Annotated in this window: 22 protein-coding genes and 2 tRNA genes; 17 read left to right on the top strand and 7 right to left on the bottom strand. The window is 46.5% G+C overall.

Annotation, left to right across the window (positions count from 1 at the left end; translation table 11 throughout):
* The 13 genes from ftsH (at position 1) to pnp (ending at position 14,412) form a co-directional block, all read left to right on the top strand.
* On the top strand, positions 1–1,968 hold the full coding sequence (gene ftsH / locus J3U76_RS13790; protein WP_208006554.1) for an ATP-dependent zinc metalloprotease FtsH: 1,968 nt from the start codon (positions 1–3) through the stop codon (positions 1,966–1,968).
* Between the two features lie 68 nt (positions 1,969–2,036).
* Complete coding sequence (gene folP / locus J3U76_RS13785) at positions 2,037–2,870, top strand: dihydropteroate synthase (protein ID WP_208006553.1); 834 nt, start codon at positions 2,037–2,039, stop codon at positions 2,868–2,870.
* 2 nt (positions 2,871–2,872) lie between these two features.
* Positions 2,873–4,204, top strand: coding sequence for a phosphoglucosamine mutase (gene glmM / locus J3U76_RS13780; protein ID WP_208006552.1), 1,332 nt, complete (start codon positions 2,873–2,875; stop codon positions 4,202–4,204).
* Between the two features lie 176 nt (positions 4,205–4,380).
* Positions 4,381–4,719 carry a preprotein translocase subunit SecG gene (gene secG, locus J3U76_RS13775; protein ID WP_208006551.1) on the top strand — a complete coding sequence of 113 codons (339 nt, stop codon included), beginning with the start codon at positions 4,381–4,383 and terminating at the stop codon, positions 4,717–4,719.
* Positions 4,720–4,726: 7 nt separating this feature from the next.
* Positions 4,727–4,813, top strand: a tRNA-Leu gene (locus J3U76_RS13770).
* Between the two features lie 55 nt (positions 4,814–4,868).
* Positions 4,869–4,945, top strand: a tRNA-Met gene (locus tag J3U76_RS13765).
* A gap of 203 nt (positions 4,946–5,148) precedes the next feature.
* Positions 5,149–5,607 (top strand): ribosome maturation factor RimP, encoded by a 459-nt coding sequence (gene rimP / locus J3U76_RS13760; protein WP_208006550.1) that lies wholly within the window; start codon positions 5,149–5,151, stop codon positions 5,605–5,607.
* A 14-nt stretch (positions 5,608–5,621) separates the two neighbouring features.
* A complete protein-coding gene (nusA, locus tag J3U76_RS13755; protein ID WP_208006549.1) occupies positions 5,622–7,124 on the top strand; it encodes a transcription termination factor NusA in 1,503 nt (500 codons plus the stop codon).
* Between the two features lie 19 nt (positions 7,125–7,143).
* Positions 7,144–9,843 carry a translation initiation factor IF-2 gene (gene infB / locus J3U76_RS13750; RefSeq protein ID WP_208006548.1) on the top strand — a complete coding sequence of 900 codons (2,700 nt, stop codon included), beginning with the start codon at positions 7,144–7,146 and terminating at the stop codon, positions 9,841–9,843.
* A 126-nt stretch (positions 9,844–9,969) separates the two neighbouring features.
* Positions 9,970–10,386: a 30S ribosome-binding factor RbfA gene (gene rbfA / locus J3U76_RS13745; protein WP_208006547.1), complete on the top strand. Its 417-nt coding sequence runs from the start codon at positions 9,970–9,972 to the stop codon at positions 10,384–10,386.
* Positions 10,387–10,388: 2 nt separating this feature from the next.
* Positions 10,389–11,324 (top strand): tRNA pseudouridine(55) synthase TruB, encoded by a 936-nt coding sequence (gene truB, locus J3U76_RS13740; protein WP_208006546.1) that lies wholly within the window; start codon positions 10,389–10,391, stop codon positions 11,322–11,324.
* Between the two features lie 424 nt (positions 11,325–11,748).
* Entirely contained in the window at positions 11,749–12,018 is a 270-nt protein-coding gene (rpsO, locus tag J3U76_RS13735; RefSeq protein ID WP_104484866.1) for a 30S ribosomal protein S15, read from the top strand.
* Positions 12,019–12,168: 150 nt separating this feature from the next.
* Positions 12,169–14,412: a polyribonucleotide nucleotidyltransferase gene (pnp, locus tag J3U76_RS13730; protein WP_341534358.1), complete on the top strand. Its 2,244-nt coding sequence runs from the start codon at positions 12,169–12,171 to the stop codon at positions 14,410–14,412.
* A gap of 73 nt (positions 14,413–14,485) precedes the next feature.
* Here pnp and trhP read toward each other — a convergent pair whose 3' ends face one another.
* The 3 genes from trhP to J3U76_RS13715 form a co-directional block, all read right to left on the bottom strand.
* On the bottom strand, positions 14,486–15,859 hold the full coding sequence (gene trhP / locus J3U76_RS13725) for a prephenate-dependent tRNA uridine(34) hydroxylase TrhP (protein ID WP_208006545.1): 1,374 nt from the start codon (positions 15,857–15,859) through the stop codon (positions 14,486–14,488).
* A gap of 518 nt (positions 15,860–16,377) precedes the next feature.
* A complete protein-coding gene (gap, locus tag J3U76_RS13720) occupies positions 16,378–17,373 on the bottom strand; it encodes a type I glyceraldehyde-3-phosphate dehydrogenase (RefSeq protein WP_208006544.1) in 996 nt (331 codons plus the stop codon).
* Positions 17,374–17,470: 97 nt separating this feature from the next.
* Entirely contained in the window at positions 17,471–18,421 is a 951-nt protein-coding gene (locus tag J3U76_RS13715) for a DUF2989 domain-containing protein (protein ID WP_208006543.1), read from the bottom strand.
* Between the two features lie 30 nt (positions 18,422–18,451).
* On the opposite strand from J3U76_RS13715, the gene J3U76_RS13710 reads away from it, so the two are divergent.
* Both J3U76_RS13710 and J3U76_RS13705 read left to right on the top strand, forming a co-directional pair.
* Positions 18,452–19,882 (top strand): glyceraldehyde-3-phosphate dehydrogenase, encoded by a 1,431-nt coding sequence (locus tag J3U76_RS13710; protein WP_208006542.1) that lies wholly within the window; start codon positions 18,452–18,454, stop codon positions 19,880–19,882.
* 114 nt (positions 19,883–19,996) lie between these two features.
* Positions 19,997–20,278 carry a YeaC family protein gene (locus J3U76_RS13705; protein WP_208006541.1) on the top strand — a complete coding sequence of 94 codons (282 nt, stop codon included), beginning with the start codon at positions 19,997–19,999 and terminating at the stop codon, positions 20,276–20,278.
* A 204-nt stretch (positions 20,279–20,482) separates the two neighbouring features.
* On the opposite strand, the gene yfbR is transcribed toward J3U76_RS13705, so the two are convergent.
* Positions 20,483–21,082, bottom strand: a complete 600-nt coding sequence (gene yfbR / locus J3U76_RS13700; protein ID WP_208006540.1) for a 5'-deoxynucleotidase — start codon at positions 21,080–21,082, stop codon at positions 20,483–20,485.
* A gap of 131 nt (positions 21,083–21,213) precedes the next feature.
* Between yfbR and J3U76_RS13695 the strand changes: the two genes are divergently transcribed.
* Complete coding sequence (locus J3U76_RS13695; protein WP_208006539.1) at positions 21,214–21,504, top strand: DUF1244 domain-containing protein; 291 nt, start codon at positions 21,214–21,216, stop codon at positions 21,502–21,504.
* Between the two features lie 182 nt (positions 21,505–21,686).
* Here J3U76_RS13695 and purU read toward each other — a convergent pair whose 3' ends face one another.
* The 3 genes from purU to J3U76_RS13680 form a co-directional block, all read right to left on the bottom strand.
* Positions 21,687–22,523, bottom strand: coding sequence for a formyltetrahydrofolate deformylase (gene purU / locus J3U76_RS13690; RefSeq protein WP_208006538.1), 837 nt, complete (start codon positions 22,521–22,523; stop codon positions 21,687–21,689).
* Between the two features lie 55 nt (positions 22,524–22,578).
* Positions 22,579–23,061 (bottom strand): YchJ family protein, encoded by a 483-nt coding sequence (locus J3U76_RS13685; protein ID WP_208006537.1) that lies wholly within the window; start codon positions 23,059–23,061, stop codon positions 22,579–22,581.
* A 143-nt stretch (positions 23,062–23,204) separates the two neighbouring features.
* The gene (locus tag J3U76_RS13680) at positions 23,205–24,152 is read right to left on the bottom strand and encodes an OmpA family protein (RefSeq protein WP_208006536.1); all 948 of its coding nucleotides are present in this window, start codon (positions 24,150–24,152) and stop codon (positions 23,205–23,207) included.
* Positions 24,153–24,567: 415 nt separating this feature from the next.
* Between J3U76_RS13680 and J3U76_RS13675 the strand changes: the two genes are divergently transcribed.
* The gene (locus J3U76_RS13675) at positions 24,568–24,828 is read left to right on the top strand and encodes a helix-turn-helix domain-containing protein (protein WP_208006535.1); all 261 of its coding nucleotides are present in this window, start codon (positions 24,568–24,570) and stop codon (positions 24,826–24,828) included.
* Positions 24,829–24,990 lie beyond the last annotated feature (162 nt).

Raw genomic sequence — 24,990 nt, 5'->3', positions numbered from 1 at the left:
TTGAGTGACATGGCGAAAAATTTGATCTTGTGGTTGGTCATAGCCGTGGTGTTGATGTCGGTATTCCAGAGCTTTAGCCCAAGCGAGCCCAATGGACGCCAAACGGACTACACTACCTTTGTACAGGAAGTAGCCCAAGGGCAAATTCGTGAAGTACGCATGGACGGTCAAACCGTGCAAGGTGTTAAGCGCAGTGGTGATCGTTTTACCACCATCTTGCCTGCACAAGATCCCCAGCTGCTTAACGATTTATTAAATAACAACGTGCGCGTGATTGGTGAAAAACCAGAAGAGCCGAGCTTATTGGCGTCTATTTTCATTTCATGGTTCCCCATGTTGCTGCTAATTGGCGTTTGGGTGTTCTTTATGCGCCAAATGCAAGGCGGTGGCGGCGGTAAAGGCGCTATGAGCTTTGGTAAGAGTAAAGCGCGCCTGATGGGTGAAGACCAAGTTAAAACCACCTTTGCTGATGTAGCAGGGTGTGATGAAGCAAAAGAAGACGTTGCTGAATTGGTTGATTACCTGCGCGACCCTAGCCATTTCCAAAAGCTAGGCGGGCGTATTCCCACCGGTGTTTTGTTGGTGGGGCCACCGGGTACCGGTAAAACGCTGTTGGCGAAAGCCATTGCCGGTGAAGCTAAGGTGCCTTTCTTTACCATTTCGGGGTCTGACTTCGTTGAAATGTTTGTGGGTGTGGGCGCGTCTCGTGTGCGTGACATGTTTGAACAAGCGAAAAAGTCCTCACCTTGTATTATTTTCATCGATGAAATTGATGCGGTTGGCCGTAAGCGTGGTGCCGGCATGGGCGGTGGTCACGATGAGCGTGAGCAAACCCTAAACCAAATGCTGGTAGAAATGGACGGCTTTGAAGGCAACGAAGGTGTGATCGTGATTGCGGCAACAAACCGCCCTGACGTATTGGACCCCGCCTTGTTGCGCCCTGGTCGTTTCGACCGCCAAGTGGTGGTTGGTCTGCCTGATGTACGTGGTCGTGAGCAAATTCTTAAAGTACACATGCGTCGCGTGCCACTAGGCGAAGACGTGAAGCCGAGCCTGATTGCGCGTGGTACGCCAGGCTTTAGTGGTGCAGACTTGGCCAACTTGGTGAACGAAGCGGCCTTATTTGCTGCTCGCTCGTCTCGTCGGTTAGTGTCGATGGAAGAGTTTGAAAAAGCCAAAGACAAGATCATGATGGGTGCCGAGCGCCGCTCTATGGTGATGTCTGAAGATGAAAAAGCCATGACGGCATATCATGAGGCGGGTCACGCAATTGTCGGGCGTATGGTGCCAGAGCACGATCCGGTTTATAAAGTGTCGATTATTCCTCGTGGTCGCGCCTTGGGTGTGACTATGTATCTGCCAGAGCAAGATCGCTTTAGTTACAGTAAGCAATTGTTAGAGTCGATGATTTCTAGCTTGTATGGCGGCCGTTTGGCTGAAGAAATTATTTATGGCTTCGACAAGGTAACCACAGGGGCGTCTAACGATATTGAACGTGCCACTGATATTGCGCAAAAAATGGTGACCCAGTGGGGCTTGTCTGAAAAGTTAGGTCCGCTACTGTACGCAGAAGAAGAAGGCGAAGTATTTATGGGCGGTTCAGGGGGCAAGGTTAAACACTTGTCTGATGAAACGGCCAAGCTTATTGACGCTGAAGTGAAAGAGCTGATTGAGCGTAACTTTGAACGTGCCAAGAAAATATTGCTGGATAACATCGACATACTGCATGCAATGAAAGATGCGTTAATGAAGTATGAAACCATTGATGCCAAGCAAATTGACGATCTAATGGCGCGTCGTGAGGTGCGACCACCTGCTGACTGGGAAGACTCAGACGGTACTCCTTCTGGTCCTTCAGCGAGTGCAGATGATACGGCATCAGATAAGAAAGATGATGCAAATCAAGATGAGCAGGCTAAGAAAGAGACACCTGACTTAAATAAGCCAAGTGATATCACTGGCCAATAATTTTTTATGATAAATTAAGCCCCGAACTTATGTTGTTCGGGGCTTTTTTGTTTAAAGAGATAGTTTTTATGCTGTTATCGAGCGCATCCAAAACGCTAGACGTATCTACTCCTCGTATTATGGGAGTGCTTAACCTTACCCCTGATTCGTTTTCGGATGGTGGCCGCTTTGTTGATCAAGATGCGGCATTGCGCCACGCCTTACAAATGGTTAAAGAGGGTGCCACTATTATTGACGTAGGTGGCGAGTCAACTAGACCCGGTGCTGGAGCGGTAGCAGAGCAAGAAGAATTAGACCGTGTTATCCCTGTGATTGAATTATTACGCCAAGAGCTTGATTGTTGGATTTCCATTGATACCAGCAAAGCTGTTGTGATGGGCGAAGCGGTTAAAGCGGGTGCTGAGCTAATCAACGATATTCGCGCTTTGCGTGAACCTAATGCCTTACAGGTAGCGGCAAAAAGTGGCGCGGCTATTTGCTTAATGCATATGCAAGGTTTGCCCAGAACGATGCAGCAGGCGCCTCATTATGATGATGTCACCCAAGAGGTGAGTGCATTTTTAGCTGAGCGAGTTAGGGCATGTGAGCAAGCGGGGATTAAACGAGAGCGGCTTTGTCTTGATCCTGGTTATGGTTTTGGCAAGCAATTAGCGCATAATTATGAGCTGCTAGGTAAAGTGGGGCAGCTGCATCAATTAGGGTTGCCTTTACTGGCGGGTATGTCACGTAAGTCGATGTTAGGGCAACTAGTAGGGCGAGAAGTGGATCAGCGCCTGGCAGCTGGCTTGGCTGCGCATTTGTTTGCGTTAAGTCAGGGGGTGCAAATACTGCGGGTACATGATGTAAAAGAAATGGCAGATGCCATAACAGTATGGCAATACGCCAGTGATTATCAGGGATAAAAATGAGTAGAAAATATTTTGGTACTGACGGTATTCGCGGTCGAGTGGGCGACTATCCCATCACTCCTGAATTTGTGATGAAACTCGGTTGGGCGGCCGGTAAGGTATTATCCAATACCGGCACTAAAAAAGTGTTAATTGGTAAAGACACCCGCATATCTGGTTATATGTTGGAGTCAGCATTAGAAGCCGGCCTATCGGCAGCTGGCTTACAAGCGGCGTTATTAGGGCCTATGCCTACCCCGGCCATTGCCTACTTAACCCGTACTTTTAGAGCCGAAGCGGGGATTGTAATCAGTGCCTCCCATAACCCTTATTACGATAACGGCATTAAATTCTTCTCCCATGATGGCACTAAGCTTCCCGATGATGTTGAACTTGCGATTGAAGCCATGCTTGATCAACCCATGGATTGTGTGGCATCTGAATATTTGGGAAAAGCCAGTCGAATTAATGATGCGGCAGGGCGCTATATTGAGTTTTGTAAAAGTACATTCTGTTCAGAAATGGACTTAAATGGACTCACCATTGTGATCGACTGTGCCCACGGTGCGACTTACCACATTGCCCCTGCGGTATTTAGTGAGCTGGGAGCTAAGGTGATCCGTATCGGTTGTGAACCGAATGGCGTGAATATTAATGATAAGGTGGGATCTACCGCACCTGAGGCATTAATGGCTGCGGTACAAGAACACGGCGCTGATTTAGGAATTGCTTTTGACGGTGATGGTGATCGCCTAGCTATGGTTGATCACACCGGTACTTTATTAGATGGCGATCAGTTGCTGTATATCATGGCGAACAATGCCATTCAGCAAGGTACACTAGGAGGCGGTGTGGTGGGCACGCTAATGACCAATATGGCATTAGAGCTGGCGCTGACTAAACAAGATGTCCCTTTTGTGCGCGCCAAGGTCGGTGACCGCTATGTACTAGAACAGCTGAAATTACACGGTTGGAAGCTAGGCGGTGAAAACTCAGGGCATATTATTAGTCTTGACCATAACACCACAGGTGATGGAATTGTTGCTTCACTGCAAGTGCTACGAGTCATGGTATCTAACCAGCAAACCCTGCAGGCGTTAGGTGAGTCACTGCCTTTGTTTCCGCAAGTGCTCAATAATGTGCGCTTTCAAGTGGGCACAGATCCACTGAGCATTGAGGAAGTGCAACACAGAGTGCAAGTTGCCGAGCAAGAACTGGCAGGGAATGGGCGAGTGTTATTGCGAAAGTCAGGGACTGAGCCTTTGATACGTGTAATGGTAGAAGGGCCTGAGTTAGAGCAAGTGAGCCGCCTAGCGCAATATATTGCTGAGGCTATTCCAACGGCGTAAGAAACACCCGTTACGGCACTAAAGAGGCGATGTAATCTGCACTTTGCTGACTTTTCGCCCACTTGCGTGATTATTTGTAAATTACGCTTGTATCCAGCGAGAGGTCTGGTTAGTATTAGCCCCGCTCCGGACAGTAGTCTGATGCGGGGCTCAGACGTCAAGCATAGGGTAAGCTGATGTACGAAATTCTTTTAGTCGTTTATCTGTTGATTGCATTAAGCTTGATTGGCTTAGTGTTAATGCAACAAGGTAAAGGTGCCGATATGGGTGCCTCATTTGGGGCTGGTGCTTCCAATACAGTATTTGGCTCAGGTGGTTCAGGTAATTTTTTAACTAAAATGACCACTTTGTTAGCCACCGGTTTCTTTGTCGTGAGTTTGGTCTTGGGGAATTTATCCAGCAATAGCTCACAGAAAGGAAGCGAGTGGGAAGACCTTTCTCAGCCAGCTGTGCAAGAAAGTGTTATCCCAGGTAACGAGCCTGTTGAAGTCAATAACAGCGACGTACCAGAATAAAGTTTTAGCCGTGGTGGTGGAATTGGTAGACACGCTATCTTGAGGGGGTAGTGCCTGTATGGGCGTGCGGGTTCAAGTCCCGCTCACGGCACCAAAATTAAGTTGGCTTGAGTTTTAAATTCAAGTTAATTATAATTTTTATATTCGAACGCGGGATGGAGCAGTTTGGTAGCTCGTCGGGCTCATAACCCGAAGGTCGTTGGTTCAAATCCAGCTCCCGCAACCAATTCCTCACATTTATCACTAATTATGGGTTAAGAAATATCAACCTTGTGGTAAATGGTTGTCGAAAGACAACAGTCAGGGTCCAGGTGAATAGCCCCGATTTGATGATCGGGGCTTTTTGTTATCTGCACTTTAGTATCAGAGAAAATACTGGTACACATTCACTGGGCTGCGAGCCCTTTTTTTGTTTTCGGAGGGGTAGCTTTGGCTACATTGGAACAACGATTAACTGAGATGCTAACAGAGCCGGTTGAAGCTTTAGGCTTTGAGCTACTCGGGCTTGAATACGTACGTGCTGGCAAGCATTCGACTTTACGTTTATATATCGACCATGAAAACGGTATTGAAGTCACAGATTGTGCCGACGTCAGTCGACAAGTCAGTGCCGTGTTAGACGTGGAAGATCCCATTTCTACCGAATATGATCTGGAAGTGTCTTCTCCGGGTATGGCTCGCCCCCTATTTAAGCCTGCGCATTATCAGGCCATTATAGGTCAGCAGATTGAGCTGTCTCTGCGTATGGCGGTGAATAACCGTCGTAAATTAAGCGGGCTTTTGGTGTCGGTAGACGACACCATGATCAGTCTGGAGGTGGACGGAACTGCGTTTCCTGTTGCCTTCGCTAATATCCAAAAAGCACATCTGGTTCCGAACTTTGACTAACGAGGCGGTCGGACATGAATAAAGAAATACTACTGGTAGTCGATGCCGTTTCTAACGAAAAGGCTTTACCACGAGAAAAAATATTTGAAGCGCTAGAAATTGCGTTAGCTACAGCCACTAAAAAGAAGTACGAAGGAGATATCCTTGTACGTGTCGAAATTGACCGTAAAAGTGGTGATTTTGAAACCTTTCGTCGTTGGCAAGTGGTGGATAGCCAAGAGGCTATTACTAATGCCTATGGTGAAATAACACTAGAAGCAGCTCAAATTGATGAGCCTGAGATCCAAGTTGGCGACTTTGTTGAAGATGAAATTGAATCCGTCACCTTTGACCGCATCACCACCCAAACAGCCAAGCAGGTTATAGTACAAAAAGTACGTGAAGCCGAGCGTATGCAAGTGGTTGAGCAATTTAAAGATCAAGAAGGCGAAATCATTACCGGTGTTGTTAAAAAGGCAACCCGCGATAACGTTATTTTAGATTTGGGTAACAACGCTGAGGCGGTGATTTTTCGAGAAGATATGCTACCTCGCGAAACGCTGCGCAGCGGTGACCGTGTACGCGGCTTATTGTACGCGGTGCGTCCTGAAGCGCGTGGCGCTCAGTTGTTCGTTAGCCGTAGTAACCCAGACTTCTTGAAAGAATTATTTCGTATTGAAGTGCCAGAAATTGGCGAAGAAATTATCGAACTTATGGCGGCGGCCCGTGATCCAAGTAGTCGCGCTAAAATAGCCGTTAAAACTAATGACAGACGTATCGACCCCATTGGTGCCTGTGTAGGCATGCGTGGTGCTCGCGTACAAGCAGTCTCGAGTGAACTGAACGGTGAGCGCGTTGATATTGTGTTATGGGATGATAACCCAGCACAGTTTGTAATTAACGCCATGGCGCCGGCTGATGTTGCCTCCATCATCGTTGACGAAGATAGCCACTCTATGGATATTGCCGTGGAGTCGGGTAACTTGGCGCAGGCCATTGGCCGTAACGGACAAAACGTACGTTTAGCCGCTCAGCTAACTGGCTGGGAGCTTAACGTGATGACGGTTGAAGATTTACAGACCAAGCACCAAGTAGAAAGTGATAAAATCATTAATCTCTTTACGCAAAACTTAGATATTGATGATGACTTTGCAGGTTTGTTGATGTCAGAAGGCTTTTCTTCATTAGAAGAAATTGCCTATGTACCTGCCAGTGAACTGTTGAGTGTTGAAGGTCTAGATGAAGACACGGTAGAGGAGCTGCGCAAGCGTGCTAAAGCAGCTCTTACCACATTAGCATTAGCGCAAGAAGAATCACTCGATGGGGTGGAGCCGGCAGAGGATCTGCTCGCACTGCCCTCCATGACCCGGGAGTTGGCCTATGCGCTTGCCGCCCGTGGTGTTACGGATCTGGAACAACTGGCAGAGCAAGGGATTGACGATCTTGAAGGAATAGAAGATCTCGATGAAACCCTTGCCGGGGAGCTGATTATGGCGGCCCGTAATATCTGTTGGTTTGGGGACCAGACCGAAGAATAAGTTCAGCGGAGGTAAATGAATGGCAGAAGTTACATTATCGCAGCTCGCCAGCGACATAGACACATCGGTTGATCGTCTTGTACAGCAGTTTCGTGAAGCCGGTATTGAAAAGACGACCGGTGATAGCGTATCGGAAACCGAAAAGGCCGAATTGCTGAATCATTTAAAAAAGCAGCACGGTGCGCAGGCCGAAGAGCCTAAGCGTATGACGTTGCAGCGTAAAACCATGAGTACCTTAAAGGTGCCTGTGGTTGGTGGAAAGAGCAAAGCTGTTCAGGTTGAAGTACGAAAAAAGCGAACCTACGTAAGACGTGATGCGGTTGAAGAGCAGCAGCGTCAGCAGGAAGCTGAAGAGCAAGCGCGTCTAGAAGCAGAAGCGCAGGCTCGTCGTGAAGCCGAAGAGCAAGCCAAACGTGAAGCACAAGATAAAGCTAAACGTGAAGCACAAGAAAAAGCCAAGCGTGACGCGGAAGAAAAAGCCCGCCAGGCTCAGCTGCAAGCTCAGAACACCAAAGAGCAGGGGAAAGACCCCAAAAGCAAAGAGCAGAAAAAGGTGGACCAGATGGCGAAGAGCGAAGCAGAAAAGTTAAAGCAGCAGCGTGAACAAGAAATTTTGCGCAAAGCTGAGCAAGATGCCAAAGATAAAGCGGAAGAAGTGCGTAAACTGGCTGAAGAAAATGAAAAGCGCTGGGCCGAAGAAGCCGCCGCTGAGAAAAAGCCAGAAGAGCAAGCGGATTATCATGTGATGACCAATGCTCACGCTAAAGCAGCAGAAGACGAAGCTGATAAAAGCGAAGAGCAAAAAGCACGTCGCATCACAGGTGGCAAGAAGCGCAAAGGCGGTAGAAATAAAGAAGATCGTGAAAACCGCGAAAGCCGCAATGAGCGTATGCGTAAAGGTAAACGCGCGAAAGTGTCTATGCCTAACTCAATGAAGCATGGCTTTCAAAAGCCGGCACAAACGGTTAACCGTGACGTTGAAATTGGCGAAACCATTACTGTTGCTGAGTTGGCAAACAAAATGGCCGTTAAGGGTGCCGCTGTTATCAAGGTGATGATGAAAATGGGCGCCATGGCGACCATTAATCAGGTGATTGATCAAGAGACAGCACAGCTAGTGGCAGAAGAAATGGGTCACAAAGTGACACTGCGCCGCGAAAACGAGTTAGAAGAGCATGTATTGTCTGATCGCGATACCAATGCTGAAAGCCAAACTCGCGCACCCGTAGTTACCATTATGGGTCACGTTGATCACGGTAAAACTTCTACCCTTGACTATATTCGTCGCGCTAAAGTCGCATCAGGCGAAGCCGGTGGTATTACTCAGCACATTGGTGCTTACCACGTAGATACCGACAATGGTTCTATTACGTTCCTAGATACCCCAGGTCACGCCGCCTTTACCTCAATGCGTGCACGTGGTGCAAGCGCTACCGATATTGTTATCTTGGTGGTGGCAGCAGACGATGGTGTTATGCCGCAAACAGTGGAAGCCATTCAGCACGCGAAAGCCGCTGAAGTGCCACTCATTGTTGCCGTAAACAAGATGGATAAACCAGAAGCAGATATTGATCGTGTTAAAAATGAGCTGGCTCAACACGGTGTTATGTCTGAAGACTGGGGCGGTGAAAACATTTTTGCTTATATCTCGGCTAAAACCGGTGATGGCATTGATGAGCTACTCGAGTCAGTATTGCTACAAGCAGAAGTACTAGAGCTAAAAGCAATACGCGAAGGCATGGCATCGGGCGTGGTCATTGAGTCTCGCCTTGATAAAGGTCGTGGCCCGGTTGCGACTATCTTGGTGCAAGAAGGTACGCTGAACCAAGGTGACATCGTATTGTGTGGCTTAGAGTATGGCCGAGTACGTGCGATGCGTGATGAGCTAGGTCGTGATGTGAAAACGGCAGGGCCTTCTATTCCGGTAGAAATTTTAGGTTTATCTGGTGTACCTGCGGCGGGTGATGAAGCCACAGTAGTACGCGATGAGAAAAAAGCCCGTGAAGTAGCGCTGTATCGTCAAGGTAAGTTCCGTGATGTGAAGCTGGCACGTCAGCAAACTGCTAAGCTTGAAAACATGTTTGCTAACATGGAAGAAGGCCAAGTTGCTGAAGTGAACCTAGTACTGAAAGCTGATGTACAAGGTTCTATTGAAGCCATTGCTGATTCACTACAAAAGCTGTCCACTGACGAAGTGAAAGTGAAGATCATTGGTTCTGGTGTAGGCGGTATTACCGGTACTGACGTAAGCTTAGCGGCGGCTTCTAATGCGATTATCTTAGGCTTTAACGTACGTGCCGATGCCTCTGCACGTAAAATGATTGAAGCAGAAGACATCGACTTGCGTTACTACAGCGTGATTTATGAGCTGCTTGATGAAGTGAAGCTGGCTATGACCGGTATGCTGGCACCTGAATTTAAGCAAGAGATTATTGGTCTTGCTGAAGTACGTGACGTATTCCGCTCGCCTAAGTTTGGTGCTGTGGCCGGTTGTATGGTTACCGAAGGTAACGTTAAGCGCAGTAATCCGATTCGAGTGCTGCGTGATAACGTGGTTATCTATGAAGGTGAGCTTGAATCACTGCGTCGCTTTAAAGACGATGTGCAAGAAGTGCGTAATGGCATGGAATGTGGTATCGCCGTTAAAAACTACAATGACGTACGTACGGGCGACCAAATAGAAGTCTTCCAAATTGTAGAAGTACAGCGCACCCTATAAGGGCGACGCCGACGCTCAGTTATGCTGGGCGTCGAAAGAGTATAGCTTGTAAAGCTGCTACTCTTTTGTCACCTAATTTAATATTAAGGGGCCTAAAGGCTCCTTTTTTAATGGGATAACAGCATTATGGCAAAAGAATTTAGCCGTGCCCGCCGGGTTGGTCAGGAATTGCAAAAAGAAATAGCGATGATCCTGCAGCGGGAAATTAAAGATGACCGTCTTAAATTGGTCACCGTATCAGGTGTCGATTTATCAAAAGACTTAAGTTATGCCAAAGTCTTTGTCACCTTCTTAGAAAATGATCCGAGTAAAATTGCCGAAGGCATGAAGGTGTTACAAGATGCCAGTGGTTTTATTCGCTCGCTTGTGGGTAAAGCAATGCGGCTGCGTATTACACCAGAGCTACGCTTTGCTTATGATCAGAGCCTAGTAGAAGGGGTGCGTATCTCAAGCTTGGTGTCTAATACCATTGCTGAAGATAATCGCCGGATAAAAGAAAGCGGGCGCAGTGAAGACGATCAAGAACAAGAGAATAAGGATTAACCATGGGGCGTCAGCGTCGATTTCGTGGCCGTGAAGTAGACGGCATCTTGTTATTAGATAAGCCTGCTGGCATTACTTCTAATGATGCATTACAGCAGGTTAAGCGTATTTATGCTGCGGCTAAAGCCGGACATACGGGAGCATTGGATCCCTTAGCCACCGGTATGCTGCCCATTTGCTTAGGTGAGGCGACTAAATTTTCGCAGTTCTTACTGGAAGCCGATAAGCGTTACCGTGTGGTCGCTAAACTAGGGCAGCGTACTAATACTAGCGATGCCGATGGCGAAGTGGTGGAAACGAGGCCGGTTAATGTAACGGAACAAGAATTAGCTGCGGCACTGGAGCCATTTCGTGGTCAAAGTGAGCAAATTCCTTCTATGTATTCGGCGCTGAAGTATCAAGGAAAGCCGTTATATCAATATGCTCGCGAAGGCATAGAGGTGCCTCGAGAGTCACGTCCGATCACTGTGTATGAGCTGACGTTGATACGCTTTGACGAGGATGAAGTTGAGTTAGAGGTGCACTGCAGTAAAGGCACCTATATTCGTACCATTGTTGATGATCTTGGTGAAGCTCTGGGTTGTGGGGCGCATGTGGCGGTATTACGTCGCTTAGCGGTTGCCACTTATCCCACAGAGCGTATGGTGACACTTGAACAGCTAGACCGTATGTTAGCTGATTGTCGCGAGCAAGAAATATTACCTCGCCTTGAGCTAGACCCGCTTTTGCTACCCATGGACACCGCCGTTGCTAGCCTTGTGGAAGTGAATATGTCTGAGTTGGTTGCCGGTTATATTCTTCACGGCCAAGCGGTTCAAGTCTCAGGTGCACCGCTTGAGGGACAGGTAAGAATGACAGTGGGCGAAGAGCGTCGCTTTATTGGTGTGGGCGAAATTGATGACGATGGCAAAGTTGCCCCTAAACGTCTGATCCGTTAATAGACCTTAGAGCTCCTTCGCAACGGAATCCACGGAAAAATTAAGCTGAGATAAGAGCGAAAATTACTAAGATATTTTATTGGTAAGAGCAAGCCATTAGGGTAGTCTGTAGCTGAGTGTTGGCCGATAACCAAGCGGTCAGCGCTAAAGATGACAAAGAGCTACATTTGATTTGGCTTCAGGATTACCGCGATACTTTAGGTCTTAAAAATAGAATATATTTTTGAACTTATCTTTATTTTTCCGTGTTCTTCTGTGGGTTCTGTTGTAAATTTTTTTGATCCTTGCGACCGTGCAGTCATTCATTTGTTGGTAACGCTATTTTCTGGTTGCCAACACCGGCTTAACTGGTAGAATGCGCAGCTCGCTTCCTGCTGAATTAGTGATCGGCTGGAAAATCATTCATCTCTTTGGAGTACAAAAGATGTCACTAAACGCTGAAACTAAAGCCCAAATTGTTGCTGACCATGCACGTGCTGAAGGCGATACAGGTTCACCTGAAGTTCAGGTTGCTCTGCTAAGCGCACAAATCAACCACCTGCAAGGTCACTTTAAGCAGCACATCCATGATCATCACAGCCGTCGTGGTCTGCTGCGCATGGTATCCCAGCGTCGTAGCTTGCTGGACTACCTAAAGCGTAAAGACGTTGCGCGTTACAGTGCACTGATCGCTAAACTGGGTCTGCGTCGTTAATCGACACATTCAGTTTAATAAAAAGGGCCTTAGGGCCCTTTTTTGTTGCCTGATTTTCGACTCTGATGACGGCCGCGCTGTGCTTTAATCGATAATAAAGTATACTGTATGGCTAAATTAAAAGATTAAATATATTAAGGAATCTACAACGTGAATCCTATCGTAAAAACTTTCCAGTATGGTGAACATACGGTAACGCTTGAAACGGGTGTGATTGCCCGCCAGGCTACTGGTGCAGTAATGGCCAGCATCGGTGATACTGCTGTATTAGTGACTGTGGTTGGCAAGCGCCAAGCCGATGAAAGCAAAGACTTTTTTCCGCTAACCGTCAACTACCAAGAGCGTACCTATGCCGCTGGCCGTATTCCTGGTAGCTTTTTTAAGCGTGAAGGCCGCCCTACGGAAGGCGAAACACTGACATCACGGTTAATTGACCGTCCGATCCGTCCTTTGTTTCCCGATGGGTTCAAAAATGAAGTTCAGATTATCGCAACTGTGGTGTCGGTTAATCCTGAAGTTGCCCCAGATATTATTTCATTGTTGGGAACCTCAGCGGCGCTGGCTATTTCAGGTATGCCGTTTGCCGGCCCTATTGGTGCCGCACGCGTGGGTTATATGAATGGCGAGTATGTGCTTAACCCAAGTGTCAGTGAGCTGGAAAACAGCGAACTAGACTTAGTGGTGGCGGGAACTGAAAACGCCGTACTAATGGTAGAATCTGAAGCAAATATTTTACCAGAAGACGTGATGTTGGGTGCCGTAGTCTATGGTCACGAGCAATTAAATACTGCCATTCAGGCGATTAAAGAATTTGCCGCTGAAGTGGCCACGCCTGCGTGGAACTGGCAGCCAAAAGTTGAAAATACCGCCCTTAAAGCACAAGTGGCAGAGTTGGCGACAGAAGATCTGGGCAATGCGTATCGTATTACCGATAAAACAGAACGTCGTGATGCGATTAATGTCATTAAAGGTCAAGCCGTGAGTGCTGTGCTGGCCAATGATGGTGATTTAAGTGCTAAAGAAGTATATGAGCAACTTGGCGAGCTTGAAAAGCAAATTGTACGAGGCCGTGTAGTACGCGGTGAGCCGCGTATTGATGGTCGTGAACCCGATATGATACGCGCACTCAATGTGGCAACCGGCTTGCTACCTCGCACCCATGGTTCATCTTTGTTTACCCGTGGTGAAACTCAATCGTTAGTAACGGCGACTCTGGGTACAGAGCGCGACGCACAAATGATTGATGAGCTAACCGGTGCTCGCACCAATCGCTTTATGCTGCATTATAACTTCCCTCCTTATTGTGTGGGTGAAACCGGCATGGTGGGCAGCCCTAAACGCCGTGAAATTGGTCATGGTCGTTTGGCTAAGCGTGGCGTAGCCGCTGTTATGCCAGGTGCCGATGTATTCCCATACACAGTGCGTGTCGTTTCAGAAATTACCGAGTCTAACGGCTCTTCTTCTATGGCTTCTGTTTGTGGTACCTCATTAGCACTTATGGATGCAGGTGTTCCTATTAAAGCTTCTGTGGCGGGCATTGCCATGGGCTTGGTAAAAGAAGGCGAAGACTATGTAGTCTTGTCTGATATTTTAGGCGATGAAGATCACCTTGGTGATATGGACTTTAAAGTGGCCGGTACTAAGCAAGGCATTACTGCGTTGCAAATGGACATAAAAATTGAAGGCATCACCAAAGACATCATGGAAAAAGCCCTTAAGCAGGCTCGCAACGCACGTTTGCATATTCTTGATGTCATGGACGGTGCACTTCAAGCACCTCGTGAAGATATCTCTGATTTTGCGCCTCGTATTCATATCATTAAGATCAAGCCCGAGAAAATTCGTGATGTGATCGGTAAAGGCGGTGCCACCATTCGTGCGCTAACCGAAGAAACCGGCACCACTATTGAACTAGACGACAATGGTACCGTTAAAATTGCCGCCACAGACGGTGAAGCGGCTAAACTTGCTATCACTCGTATTCAACAACTGACTGCAGAAGTTGAGCCGGGCACCATTTACCAAGGTCAGGTGGTGCGTTTAGCCGACTTTGGCGCCTTTGTGAATATTTTGCCTGGCAAAGATGGCTTGGTGCATATTTCTCAAATTACCGAAGAACGTGTTAAAAACGTATCGGATCATTTGAGTGTGGGTGACAGCGTTAAGGTGAAGGTGTTAGAAGTTGACCGCCAAGGTCGCATTCGCTTATCGATTAAAGAAGCGAAAGAACCTGAAGCCGCACCTGAAACGCCAGAAGCTCCAGTAACTGAAGCTGCCGCTGAGCCAGTAGTTGAAACTGCTGCCCCAGCGGATGAAACAGTGAAAGCTTCTACTTCTGCACCAGCTCAAGCAGAAGCCACAGCACCGGCTGAACAAGAAAAACCAGTCGAGTAATACTCGCCGTGTTTAATATGAACAAAAAAGCCGAGACTAAGGTCTCGGCTTTTTTATGGGCGCAGAGTAAGGTTTAGCGTAAATGGCGCAGTAGAATAGCAAAGTCGGCGTCTACTTCTTGAGCCAGTGGAATATACACCACATGGCCACTGCCAGGCGCCACCTCAACGTATTCGCCCTTGCGATTTTTGATCTGCTCTAAGGTGAAGCTAATATTGCCAGCAGGGGTCATAAGCTCTAACTGATCGCCCACCATAAACTTATTTTTTACCTCAACTTCTACCCAATCACCATCGCGGCGAGTGATATCCCCCACAAATTGCTGCTGGCTAGAAACCGAATGTCCGGTTTCGTAGTTTTGGTAATCACTGTGCGCATGACGCTTTAAAAAACCTTCGGTATAACCACGATGAGCTAAGTTTTCTAAGGTGCTCATTAGGCTGGCATCAAAGGGTTTACCCGTCACAGCATCATCAATAGCTTTGCGATAAACCTGAGCGGTACGAGCCACATAGTAAAAAGACTTAGTACGGCCTTCAATTTTTAATGAATGTACGCCCATCTGTGTTAACCGCTCGACATATTGTACCGCACGCAAATCTTTGGAGTTCATTATATAAGTGCCGTGCTCGTCTTCATAAGCCGCCATATACTCACCGGGTCTATTACTCTCTTCTAGTAATACCGGATGCTCATAAGGGGCACCTATGCCTAGGGTAGGCGCGGCGGGAGCGTCTTCGGCTGGGTCGACTTGTTGCACCATTATGGGTTCTTGCTGATGCACAATTTGGCCGGCATCGTCTTCTTTGGCATCATGTACTTTATATTCCCAACGACAAGCATTGGTACAAGTGCCCTGGTTAGGGTCGCGTTTATTAATATAGCCCGAGAGTAAGCAGCGGCCTGAATAAGCCATGCACAAAGCACCATGCACAAAGACTTCTAATTCGACCTTGGGGCATTGGGCTCGAATCTCTTCAATTTCTTCTAATGAGAGTTCGCGAGATAAAATAACACGTTCAATGCCATAGTCTTGCCAAAATTTAACCGAAGCCCAGTTAACGGCATTCGCTTGTACCGACAGATGAATGGTTACTTCAGGAAAATGCTCACGCACCAACATTATTAACCCAGGATCAGACATAATTAAGGCATCTGGTCCCATGTCTATCACGGGTTTCATATCGCGAATAAAGGTTTTTAACTTGGCATTATGGGGTTGAATATTAACCACCACATAAAACTTTTTACCCAAAGCATGGGCTTCGTTAATGCCTATTTGTAGGTTTTCATGATTAAACTCGTTATTACGCACTCGCAGTGAATAACGCGGTTGGCCGGCATACACGGCATCTGCACCATAGGCAAAGGCATAACGCATGTTTTTTAAGCTGCCCGCAGGCGAGAGCAGTTCGGGCGTAAAGGGTAGGGGAGAAGTATTGGGCATGAAATTAATCTCTGATATCAGGTCAGCAAGCCGCTACCTAATAGCGGCCGAATTCGCCATTTTACTATGGCAGAGACTGAATATCGAGGTTGTTTTTAGTGCTCAGCGCCAAGCACCCAGCCAGAGATAATTTAATTAAAATCTTTTTTTTTTAGCTCGGCGCCAAGCGCTCGGCGCTGTCAGTGACTTATACCAAATACACTAAATATTTGTTCTATTGAAAATATGCATAAAAAAGGAAACTGAGTCACCTCCCACGACACGCCATAAACCCATCCATGGGGGCTCGGGAAATGCCGTCCATGGCATTTCACGGTCGTGGGAGGCGATCTCAGTCGCCTCTTATTGAGCTCAGAGTCGGATGGCCGGATAAAGGGAGTGACTCCACCGACCATCACATAACAGGGATGTTATGTGTTGAGCGTCACATGGATGTGCTTGCAGCGTGTCGGTGGAATCACCCCTTTGTTCGGCTTTTACAGCAAGTAAAACTGACCACTTCTTTAGTGCGATTAGTATTACTTTGAGATATGGGCGATTAAGTCTAGGGTTTTGTGAGAGTAGCCCATTTCGTTATCGTACCAAGCCACTAACTTAACAAAGTTGTTGTTAAGGGCGATACCGGCACCGGCATCAAAGACACTGGTGCAGGTTTCACCCACAAAGTCAGTTGATACCACGGCATCGTCGGTATAGCCCAGAATGCCTTTGAGCTCGCCCTGTGCTGCAGCTTTAAGAGTGTTACAAATCTCCTCGTAGCTAGCAGCCTGCTCTAAACGCACGGTGAGATCGACGACAGATACGTTAGGTGTGGGGACACGAAATGACATGCCGGTCAGTTTACCATTGAGTTCTGGGATGACTTTGCCCACCGCCTTAGCGGCACCGGTTGAGGAGGGGATGATATTTTGGCTAGCGCCACGGCCACCGCGCCAGTCTTTTTGTGACGGGCCATCCACGGTGTTCTGCGTGGCAGTAATGGCATGTACTGTGGTCATCAAGCCTTCAATAATGCCAAAGTTGTCATTGATAACCTTGGCTAAGGGCGCTAAACAGTTAGTGGTGCAAGAGGCATTTGATACAATATCTTCACCGGCATATTTTTCTTGGTTAACGCCCATAACAAACATAGGTGTGGCGTCTTTAGAAGGGCCGGTTAATACCACTTTTTTTGCCCCTGCTTGAATGTGTAACCGCGCCTTTTCGTCGGTCATAAATAAGCCGGTGGCTTCGGCCACCACATCTGCATTTACTTCTCCCCAATTCAGCTTGGCAGGGTCGCGTTCGGCAGTGACACGTATTGGCTTACCGTTAACAATTAACTGTTGACCTTCTACTTGAACATCCCCTTGAAAACGACCATGGGTTGAATCGTACCTCAACATATAAGCCATATAATCAACGTCTTGTAAGTCGTTGATGGCGACTACTTCCATGTCGTTACGTTCACATGCGGCACGAAACATCAGTCGACCGATGCGTCCAAAACCATTAATCGCAATTTTAATTGTCATAGTTGTACTCTAAGCTGAAGTGAATAAAATAATAGATGATTACAACGTTACAAAAATAGCCGCAGCCGTCAATCTGAACCGCTATAAACTTGCTAACCTATTGTGCTAGATCAGCTGACCCTGAGAACTCCGGAACCCGGTATTGACCGAGTTCGAGTTGTTTCATGATTTGCTCCACCTGCGCCTGCATCGCTTGTTGTTGAGTATTATCAAACTGGGCGTAAGCATCCATACGTGCCAGCTCAATGTTTTCTTCATGCTCTAGCTGTTTCAATACCCTTGACCAAATCCATACTTCTCGATAACGCCGTTGGCGGGTATATAGTGTCAATAGATTAGCTACAATATGGCTGTCTATCGTGTCCCCCTCATCATAAAGGCTAAGCGCAAAGTGCAATGCCTGCTCAGCGGCCGCGCTATCGCGGGGCATGATTATTTTAGCGAGGATATTCTGTAGCTCAGGTGAGTGCATTTCAGGTCTGTCTGCTAACTTTAAAAACCGAGCTTTTGCTTTAAGGCTGCCTTGATGCTGCCAATGCCATAGTAGTAAATAAGGATAATCAGAATCTGCAGTATCTGCTGCTAATTGTGTTATCGCTTGTTGTGCATGGTATACCGCATCTACCTTGTCGGTTTTACGCTCTTTACGCCGCGTGTACTCAATGGATAAAAGTGGGTCTAAGCAATCGTTATAAACCTTTAATTTATTAAGGAGATCATAGTCATTGGCATCATTGGGTTGTTCTGATTGCTGCTTTCTAGAACGAATAAGATCGGTGCGTTCAAAACGGCACCAGCTATCTTCGTGTAACTCTTGACAGTATTGTGGTGTGTCCTTGCATATTTTGGTGATGCGATCTCGGTCACAGGCCGCTAAGAAGAGGGGAGTGATTAGCATCAAAAATGCGTGTTTGATGTTCATTTGAGCACCTTCATGGCTGTCCTTAGTCTGGTAATCATACCCCCTATCTACTAAAATGGGCGCACTTAAATAGAGCTGTTGCGGCATTTTTACGGTTATTAACCTCATGCACGCTTCAATACTCATGATAGTTACCTGATAAAAAGGATCTGGTCGATGACCCACGAGAGTTACTTGTCCGCTTGGCAACAAAGCCAAGAGCTGGCAGAATCTATGCAGCCGTTGATTGGCAAATTATACCGTGATCAGGGCGTGGAAATTAGCGTCCATGCGCGTCCGCTACTTAATGCCTCTACCATTGAGATTATCAAGGCGCACCGTGTGGTCAGCCGCCACGAAGGCAGTGCACTATTAGTTAGTCAGAGCTATCCGATACTAAAGGCACTGAGTGAACTAGACCTTGCACCAGCCAGTATCGATTTAGGTAAATTAGCGGTCGCTTATTGGCAATCCCATACTGATGAATCGGGCTTGGCTGATTTCTTACGCACTGAGCTTGCTTCTGCTATTGAGAGTAATGACAACAGCCAGCCAACAGATGTGGTTTTGTATGGCTTTGGTCGTATTGGTCGTTTGCTTGCGCGTCTGTTAATTGAGCGTTCTGGTGGTAACCATGGTCTGCGCTTACGCGGCATTGTGGTGCGTGGCTCGGCAGATGATTTAGAAAAACGTGCCAGCTTATTGCGTCGTGACTCTGTACATGGTCCTTTTAATGGCTCTATTGAAGTTGACCTAGAAAATCATGCCATTATTGCTAACGGTACCTATATTCAGGTGATTTATGCCAATAATCCGACTGAAGTCGACTATACTCAGTACGGCATTAACGATGCCCTGGTGGTTGATAACACCGGTATTTGGCGTGATGAAGAAGGCCTAGGTTTGCACCTTAAAGCTAAGGGCGCAGCCAAAGTCTTATTAACGGCTCCTGGCAAAGGTGATATCAAAAACATCGTATTTGGTGTGAATGATAATATGATTTTGCCTGAAGACTTAATCGTATCAGCCGCGTCTTGTACCACCAATGCTATTACGCCTGTCCTTAAAGCCGTGAGCGATAAGTACGGTGTTAAGAACGGTCACGTAGAAACCGTACACTCTTATACTAACGATCAAAACCTGATTGATAACTTCCATAAAGGTGACCGCCGTGGTCGTAGTGCGGCACTGAATATGGTATTAACCAGTACAGGTGCGGCTTCTGCTGTGGCTAAGGCATTACCTGAGTTAAAAGGAAAGCTGACCGGTAACGCCATTCGTGTACCTACGCCTAACGTGTCAATGGCGGTGATTAACCTGAACTTAGATAAGCCGACCAATGCTGATGAGCTTAATGAGTACTTGTTAACCATGTCTCTGGACTCCCCTTTGCACCAGCAAATTGATTTCAGCACCAGTTGCGAATTGGTATCGACCGATATGGTCGGCTCTCGCTTTGCAGGCATTGTTGACTCATTAGCTACCATTGCTGAAGAGGATCGTGCGGTATTATATGTGTGGTATGACAACGAATTTGGCTATAGCTGCCAAGTGGTACGTGTGATGCAAAAAATGGCCGGAATTGAGCTGATAGACTTACCTCAGTAACAGGCGGCAAAGCACCTTATATTATATAAGTGTTTATTAAGGGCAGCCATGAGCTGCCCTTGTTGTTTGTGGCTTATGTTTCTTATCAAGAAACTCACTAATAGGAGATACCCAATGTCATCATTTCAGCAGGCCGTAGCAAAGATGCCAGAAGATGTTTATTTGCGATTAAAAACGGCGGTAGAGCTAGGAAAATGGCCAGACGGCGCATCATTAACCGCAGAGCAAAAAGAGAACAGCATGCAAGCTGTGTTGCTTTGGCAAGCACTGCATAATGAAGATCCTGAACACATGACCATAGGTAAAGGTGGCGAGCTTACTATTAAGAGTAAAGCCGAGCTGCGTCGTCAATTTAGTAGTGAACAAGAAATCACGCGCCAAAAGCTGGGTGAGTAACAGCTATAAACCGTCAGCGTTAAGCTGTCAGTTTACAAAAGCTGGGACTCATGAATTTTTCGTCACGCAATACACAAAAACTAAGCTGAGATAGAGCGGGGAGGGTGTACTTCTTAGGTCTCTCCCTACTCTCTATTCCGTGTTGGTTCGTGTATTACGTGGCAAAAGTAGTGTTAGTTACTGTCTTTAAAGTGTGCAGGAAAGTTAAAACTCAGGGCTTGAGATTTCGTCGAGTGAGAGGGAAAAACTGGGAACAAACACCTCGAGAAAATAGCGTATTTCATCATTCATGCGCTCATTAAGCATGGCTAACAGTCGTTTTTGGGCAGCGGCAAACTCTTTATTGCCTGCACTCAATTCTTCAGCGCACTTTAAGTAGGCACATAAAATATCAGCTGACTTCACTAAGTGCGCGTAGTCATCGGTATGTTCAGCACATAATAAGGGTGCATACGCGGCTTGTAGATCGCTTGGCAACATATGCAACAAACTTTGCTCAGCATTACTTTCAATGTCTTTGTAAGCGCGAGAAATATCATCATTAAAGTATTTGACTGGTGTGGGTAAGTCACCGGTCAACACTTCACTGGCGTCGTGAAACAAGGCCTGCATGGCCGCTTTGGCTGGGTCTAGGTTGCCGTTATAAAAGGTATTTTTAATCACCACCAACGCATGGGCGACCATGGCGACTTGCAAACTGTGCTCGGCGACGTTTTCTTGCGCTATGCTGCGCATTAGTGGCCAGCGCTGAATTAACTTCATACGAGCCATATGGGCAAAAAAGTGACTGCGTTTTTTTGTCATATCTACACCACCTTATATTATAAATGAGGCTGCTAAGCTTGGCGCTTACGGCGATACTTGGCAAAGATATTGTTATAATGACATGAAATACCATGAATAACCGTGCACGTTATAAAATAAGGGGAAATAGAATGGATAAGCAAACTCAACTTGAACTGGATGCGGCTGCTTTTCGTACTTTACTGGCGCATTTAGATTCGCGCAAAGATGCACAAAATATTGACCTGATGAACTTGGCTGGATTTTGCCGTAATTGTTTAAGTAAATGGTACTTGGCAGCAGCACAAGAGCAAGGGGTGGCCATGGATTATGATCAAGCCCGCGAGCACGTGTATGGCATGCCTTACGATGAGTGGAAAGCCAAGTACCAACAAGCCGCCACACCCGAGCAGCTAGCCGCCTTTGCTAACAGCCCGAAATAACAGCCCGAAATAACAGCTCTAAGCCGTCAGCTTTAAGCTGTCAGTTAAAGATAAACACTCAAAGCTAAAAAGAAAAACACTCAAAGCTAACGGTGTGTTTTTTATCCTTGGCTGACGGCTGACGGCTGACGGCTGACGGCTGACGGCTTAGGCCGTAGAGTGTTCAGTTGCGTTATACGCTGTTATTTAAATACGACCGTTTTGTTGCCGTAGACAAACACTTTTTCTTCTAAAATTAAATTAAGGGCGCGACTTAATACGGAGCGCTCTACATCGCGACCTGCTTTAGCCATATCTTGGGCACTAAACACATGATTAACGTGGATCACGTCTTGTTCAATGATGGGGCCTTCGTCTAAGTCATTGGTAACAAAATGTGCGGTAGCGCCAATCATTTTTACACCGCGTTCGTATGCTTGACGATAGGGGCTAGCGCCAATAAAAGCAGGTAAAAACGAGTGGTGAATATTGATTAAACGCTGCTCAAAACGGGCCACAAAGTCAGGGCTTAAAATGCGCATATACTTGGCTAACACCACATAATCTGGCTGATATCCCTCAATGATATCTGCTATCTGCTGTTCATGCTCAGCACGATTTAATCCTTCATGAGACACACAGTGATAGGGAACCCCAAACTTATCGGTAAGGCTTGCTAGTGCATTATAATTACCCACGACTGCCACAATATCGAGCTGCAAAGCGCCAGAAAACTGCTTGATCAGAATATCACCTAAACAATGCGCTTCTTTAGTCACCATAATAACCACGCGTTTATTACCTGCGGGCACTAAGCGGCGTTCGCTACCTGAGGGCAGGGCATCATCTAAGTCGGCCAATAAGGTGTAATCATTAAAATAACCTTCTAACTCAGTACGCATAAAAAAGTGACCATTGTCATAATCAACAAATTCGTCGTTGCGCATAATATTAAGCTGATGCTTATAACAAATATTGGTTATTTTAGAGATTAGCCCCTTTGCATCTGGGCAGTGTGTTAGCAGTATTTTCCGTTCCATTTTGGTGCTCTATTAATCTATTAGGTATATAGGGTTTCTTCAGTATATAAGGCCGCTATACTGAGCGCTTAGCACAGCAGTGCTTATATTTTTTAGGTGTTGCACGATGCGCAGCGCCACAGGGGCAGGCTTGATTGAGCTTAATTTTAGGCGGATTAATTAACCCGTCTCGGTACAGCCAGCGTCCAGATAACAGCTCAAAGTTAGAGCGCTCATGTAAATAGGCTACACGGCCATGCTCACGGTAGCGCACTTTAAACTCTACCACACTCGTTGTGCTTGTCATCTCATTGGTCGCAAAGATAATCGTTAAGCCTAGCCACTCAGTATTTTGGCCCTGTGTGCTTAACTCGTCAGCGGTTAACTGACCTCGCGTATCGGGATGCCAAGTGTGTAATAAATAGTCGCCTAAACCTAGCACGAATGCACTATAGCGAGAACGCATCAGCGCTAAGGGGGAAGAAGGTGTTGTTATCCCTGAGAGGTAGGGCTGACAGCAGTGTTCAAATGGCTGCTGGCTATCACAATGGCAACGCATGATAAGTCTTAAGAATAGTGAGTGAAGGTGTCATAGTATGCCACGACATAAGACATAGCGGACTCTTGTTTTCAAAATATTGTTTTTAAATAAAAAAGCGGCTCCGAAGAGCCGCTTTATAATATTATTGTAGTTCAGCGAGATTACTCGATGATTTCAACTTCGATAGTCGCTTGTGCTTTTGCATCTACACGACGGTCGCGTTGACGTTCTGCAGCTGTTTGGCCATCGGCAAGCTCACTACCATACCAAGCAGTTTGGATGTTTTGTGCAGCAACACCGCGCTCAACCAAGTAATCTTTTGCAGCCAATGCACGGCGTTCAGACAGCTTGCGGTTATATTCTGCATTACCTAAACGGTCTGCATAACCGGCCAGCTCTACTTGATAGTCTGGGTTGTCTTGTGCGAACAAGGCAACTTCATCAAGAGTTGCGCGAGAATCAGCAGAGAGGTCAGACTTATCAAAGCCAAAATAGATTGAACCATCAGCTGTCACGGTACGAGTTTCGTAAGTGACTTCTGTTGGTTGTGCAACAACAGGAACAACGGCTGGCGCACTTTCACCACGGTTAGGGTGCAATACCAGCTCTAACATAAAGTTATTCACGTCTGTGTTAAAGCCATTAGTGCTATATTTACCGATATCTTCAATGCGGCGGTAGCGTGCTTGCACATCAACTAAGTCAGACGCTCTGTAGGTTGCACCGGCACCAAAGATAGGGGAGAAGCCTTTTTCACCAGAGCCTGCGCTCGTGTCCCAACCCAAAGTACCCAATTCGCCAAACAAACCTACGCGCTCGCTTAACGGTAAACGACCGATCGCGGATAAGTTAAGTGCTTTGGTATCTAAATCTTCACCAAAGTAGTTAAAGCCAAGCTCTACGCCTAAGTGTTCGTTAGCATTATAACCGGTGAATAGGCTAAGGGCTTCACCATTACCGTCTAAGCCAGATGCGTTACGTTCAATGTCACTGAACTCGGCATAACCTGCACCAGCACCTACATACCAGTCAAGAGCCTGTACGTTAGCGGAAACACCGGCGGCAGCAAGTGTAATTGCAATTAAAGAAGGAGCCACTGTCTTTTTCATCTTGTCTTCCTCATTTATGAGTTTTCGATTCAATCGAAATGAATGTATCACCGTATTAATCACGAAAACACCTCGTGAGGGTGATGTACGAGCAATTCTTTTTATTTCTGTACAGGATGTGTTGTTATATTTTTAGGTAAACGTCTTAATCCTGCTGTTCATGCTCGTACGGGATAAGACTAGCGTTTTTTATTAGCGCTAACAAGGCGCTAATTAGGTTTATGGGCTAAAATAGTCGCAGCTTTTGCAATGTTTTACGTTGTGTTGGTGCTTTTGAGTGTGCATGGGCATCATTTTTAGATGTTCTATGATTAAAATTAGGCCATAGCACAACGGGCAAGTGATTGTAGTGTTAAACTTAAAGTGGCCAAGGATGGGAATATATTATTAAAAGACGTCGGTAGGAGTGAACAATATGAACCCAGATACCAGCTTAGTCGGTAAGAAAATTCGAAAAATTCGAGAAGTAATGGGGCTTAGTCGACCTAAATTTGCCGAGTTACTTCAGGTTCCACCCACCACATTAAAAAATTATGAGTTAGGTTATCGAGAAGTAGGAGGGGCATTTTTAGTCGCACTGGCTCAGCACCCTGAACTACACCAGTACACACTATGGTTATTAACAGATAAAATCATAGACAGTGTCGGACAGATAGCACCTCAAGAAGACCATTAACTTGGCAGTGTGTTGGTAAAAAAGTGTGAGAGAAGTGTCAAAGCGTATACGCCTATATTATGTATGAGCAAAGCGTATAGTGATTCTGTTTACTTCTCTTTGCTTTCATATTGTTCATCCGCATTTTACTTCTTCGTTTTCTCATCTTGTGACTGAATCTAA

Origin of the sequence: Oceanisphaera pacifica, assembly GCF_017498065.1 — a bacterium.
GTDB classification, from domain to species: domain Bacteria; phylum Pseudomonadota; class Gammaproteobacteria; order Enterobacterales; family Aeromonadaceae; genus Oceanimonas; species Oceanimonas pacifica.
Note: the sequence above shows the minus strand (reverse complement) of the source record. Positions and strands in the feature narration are given on the sequence as shown.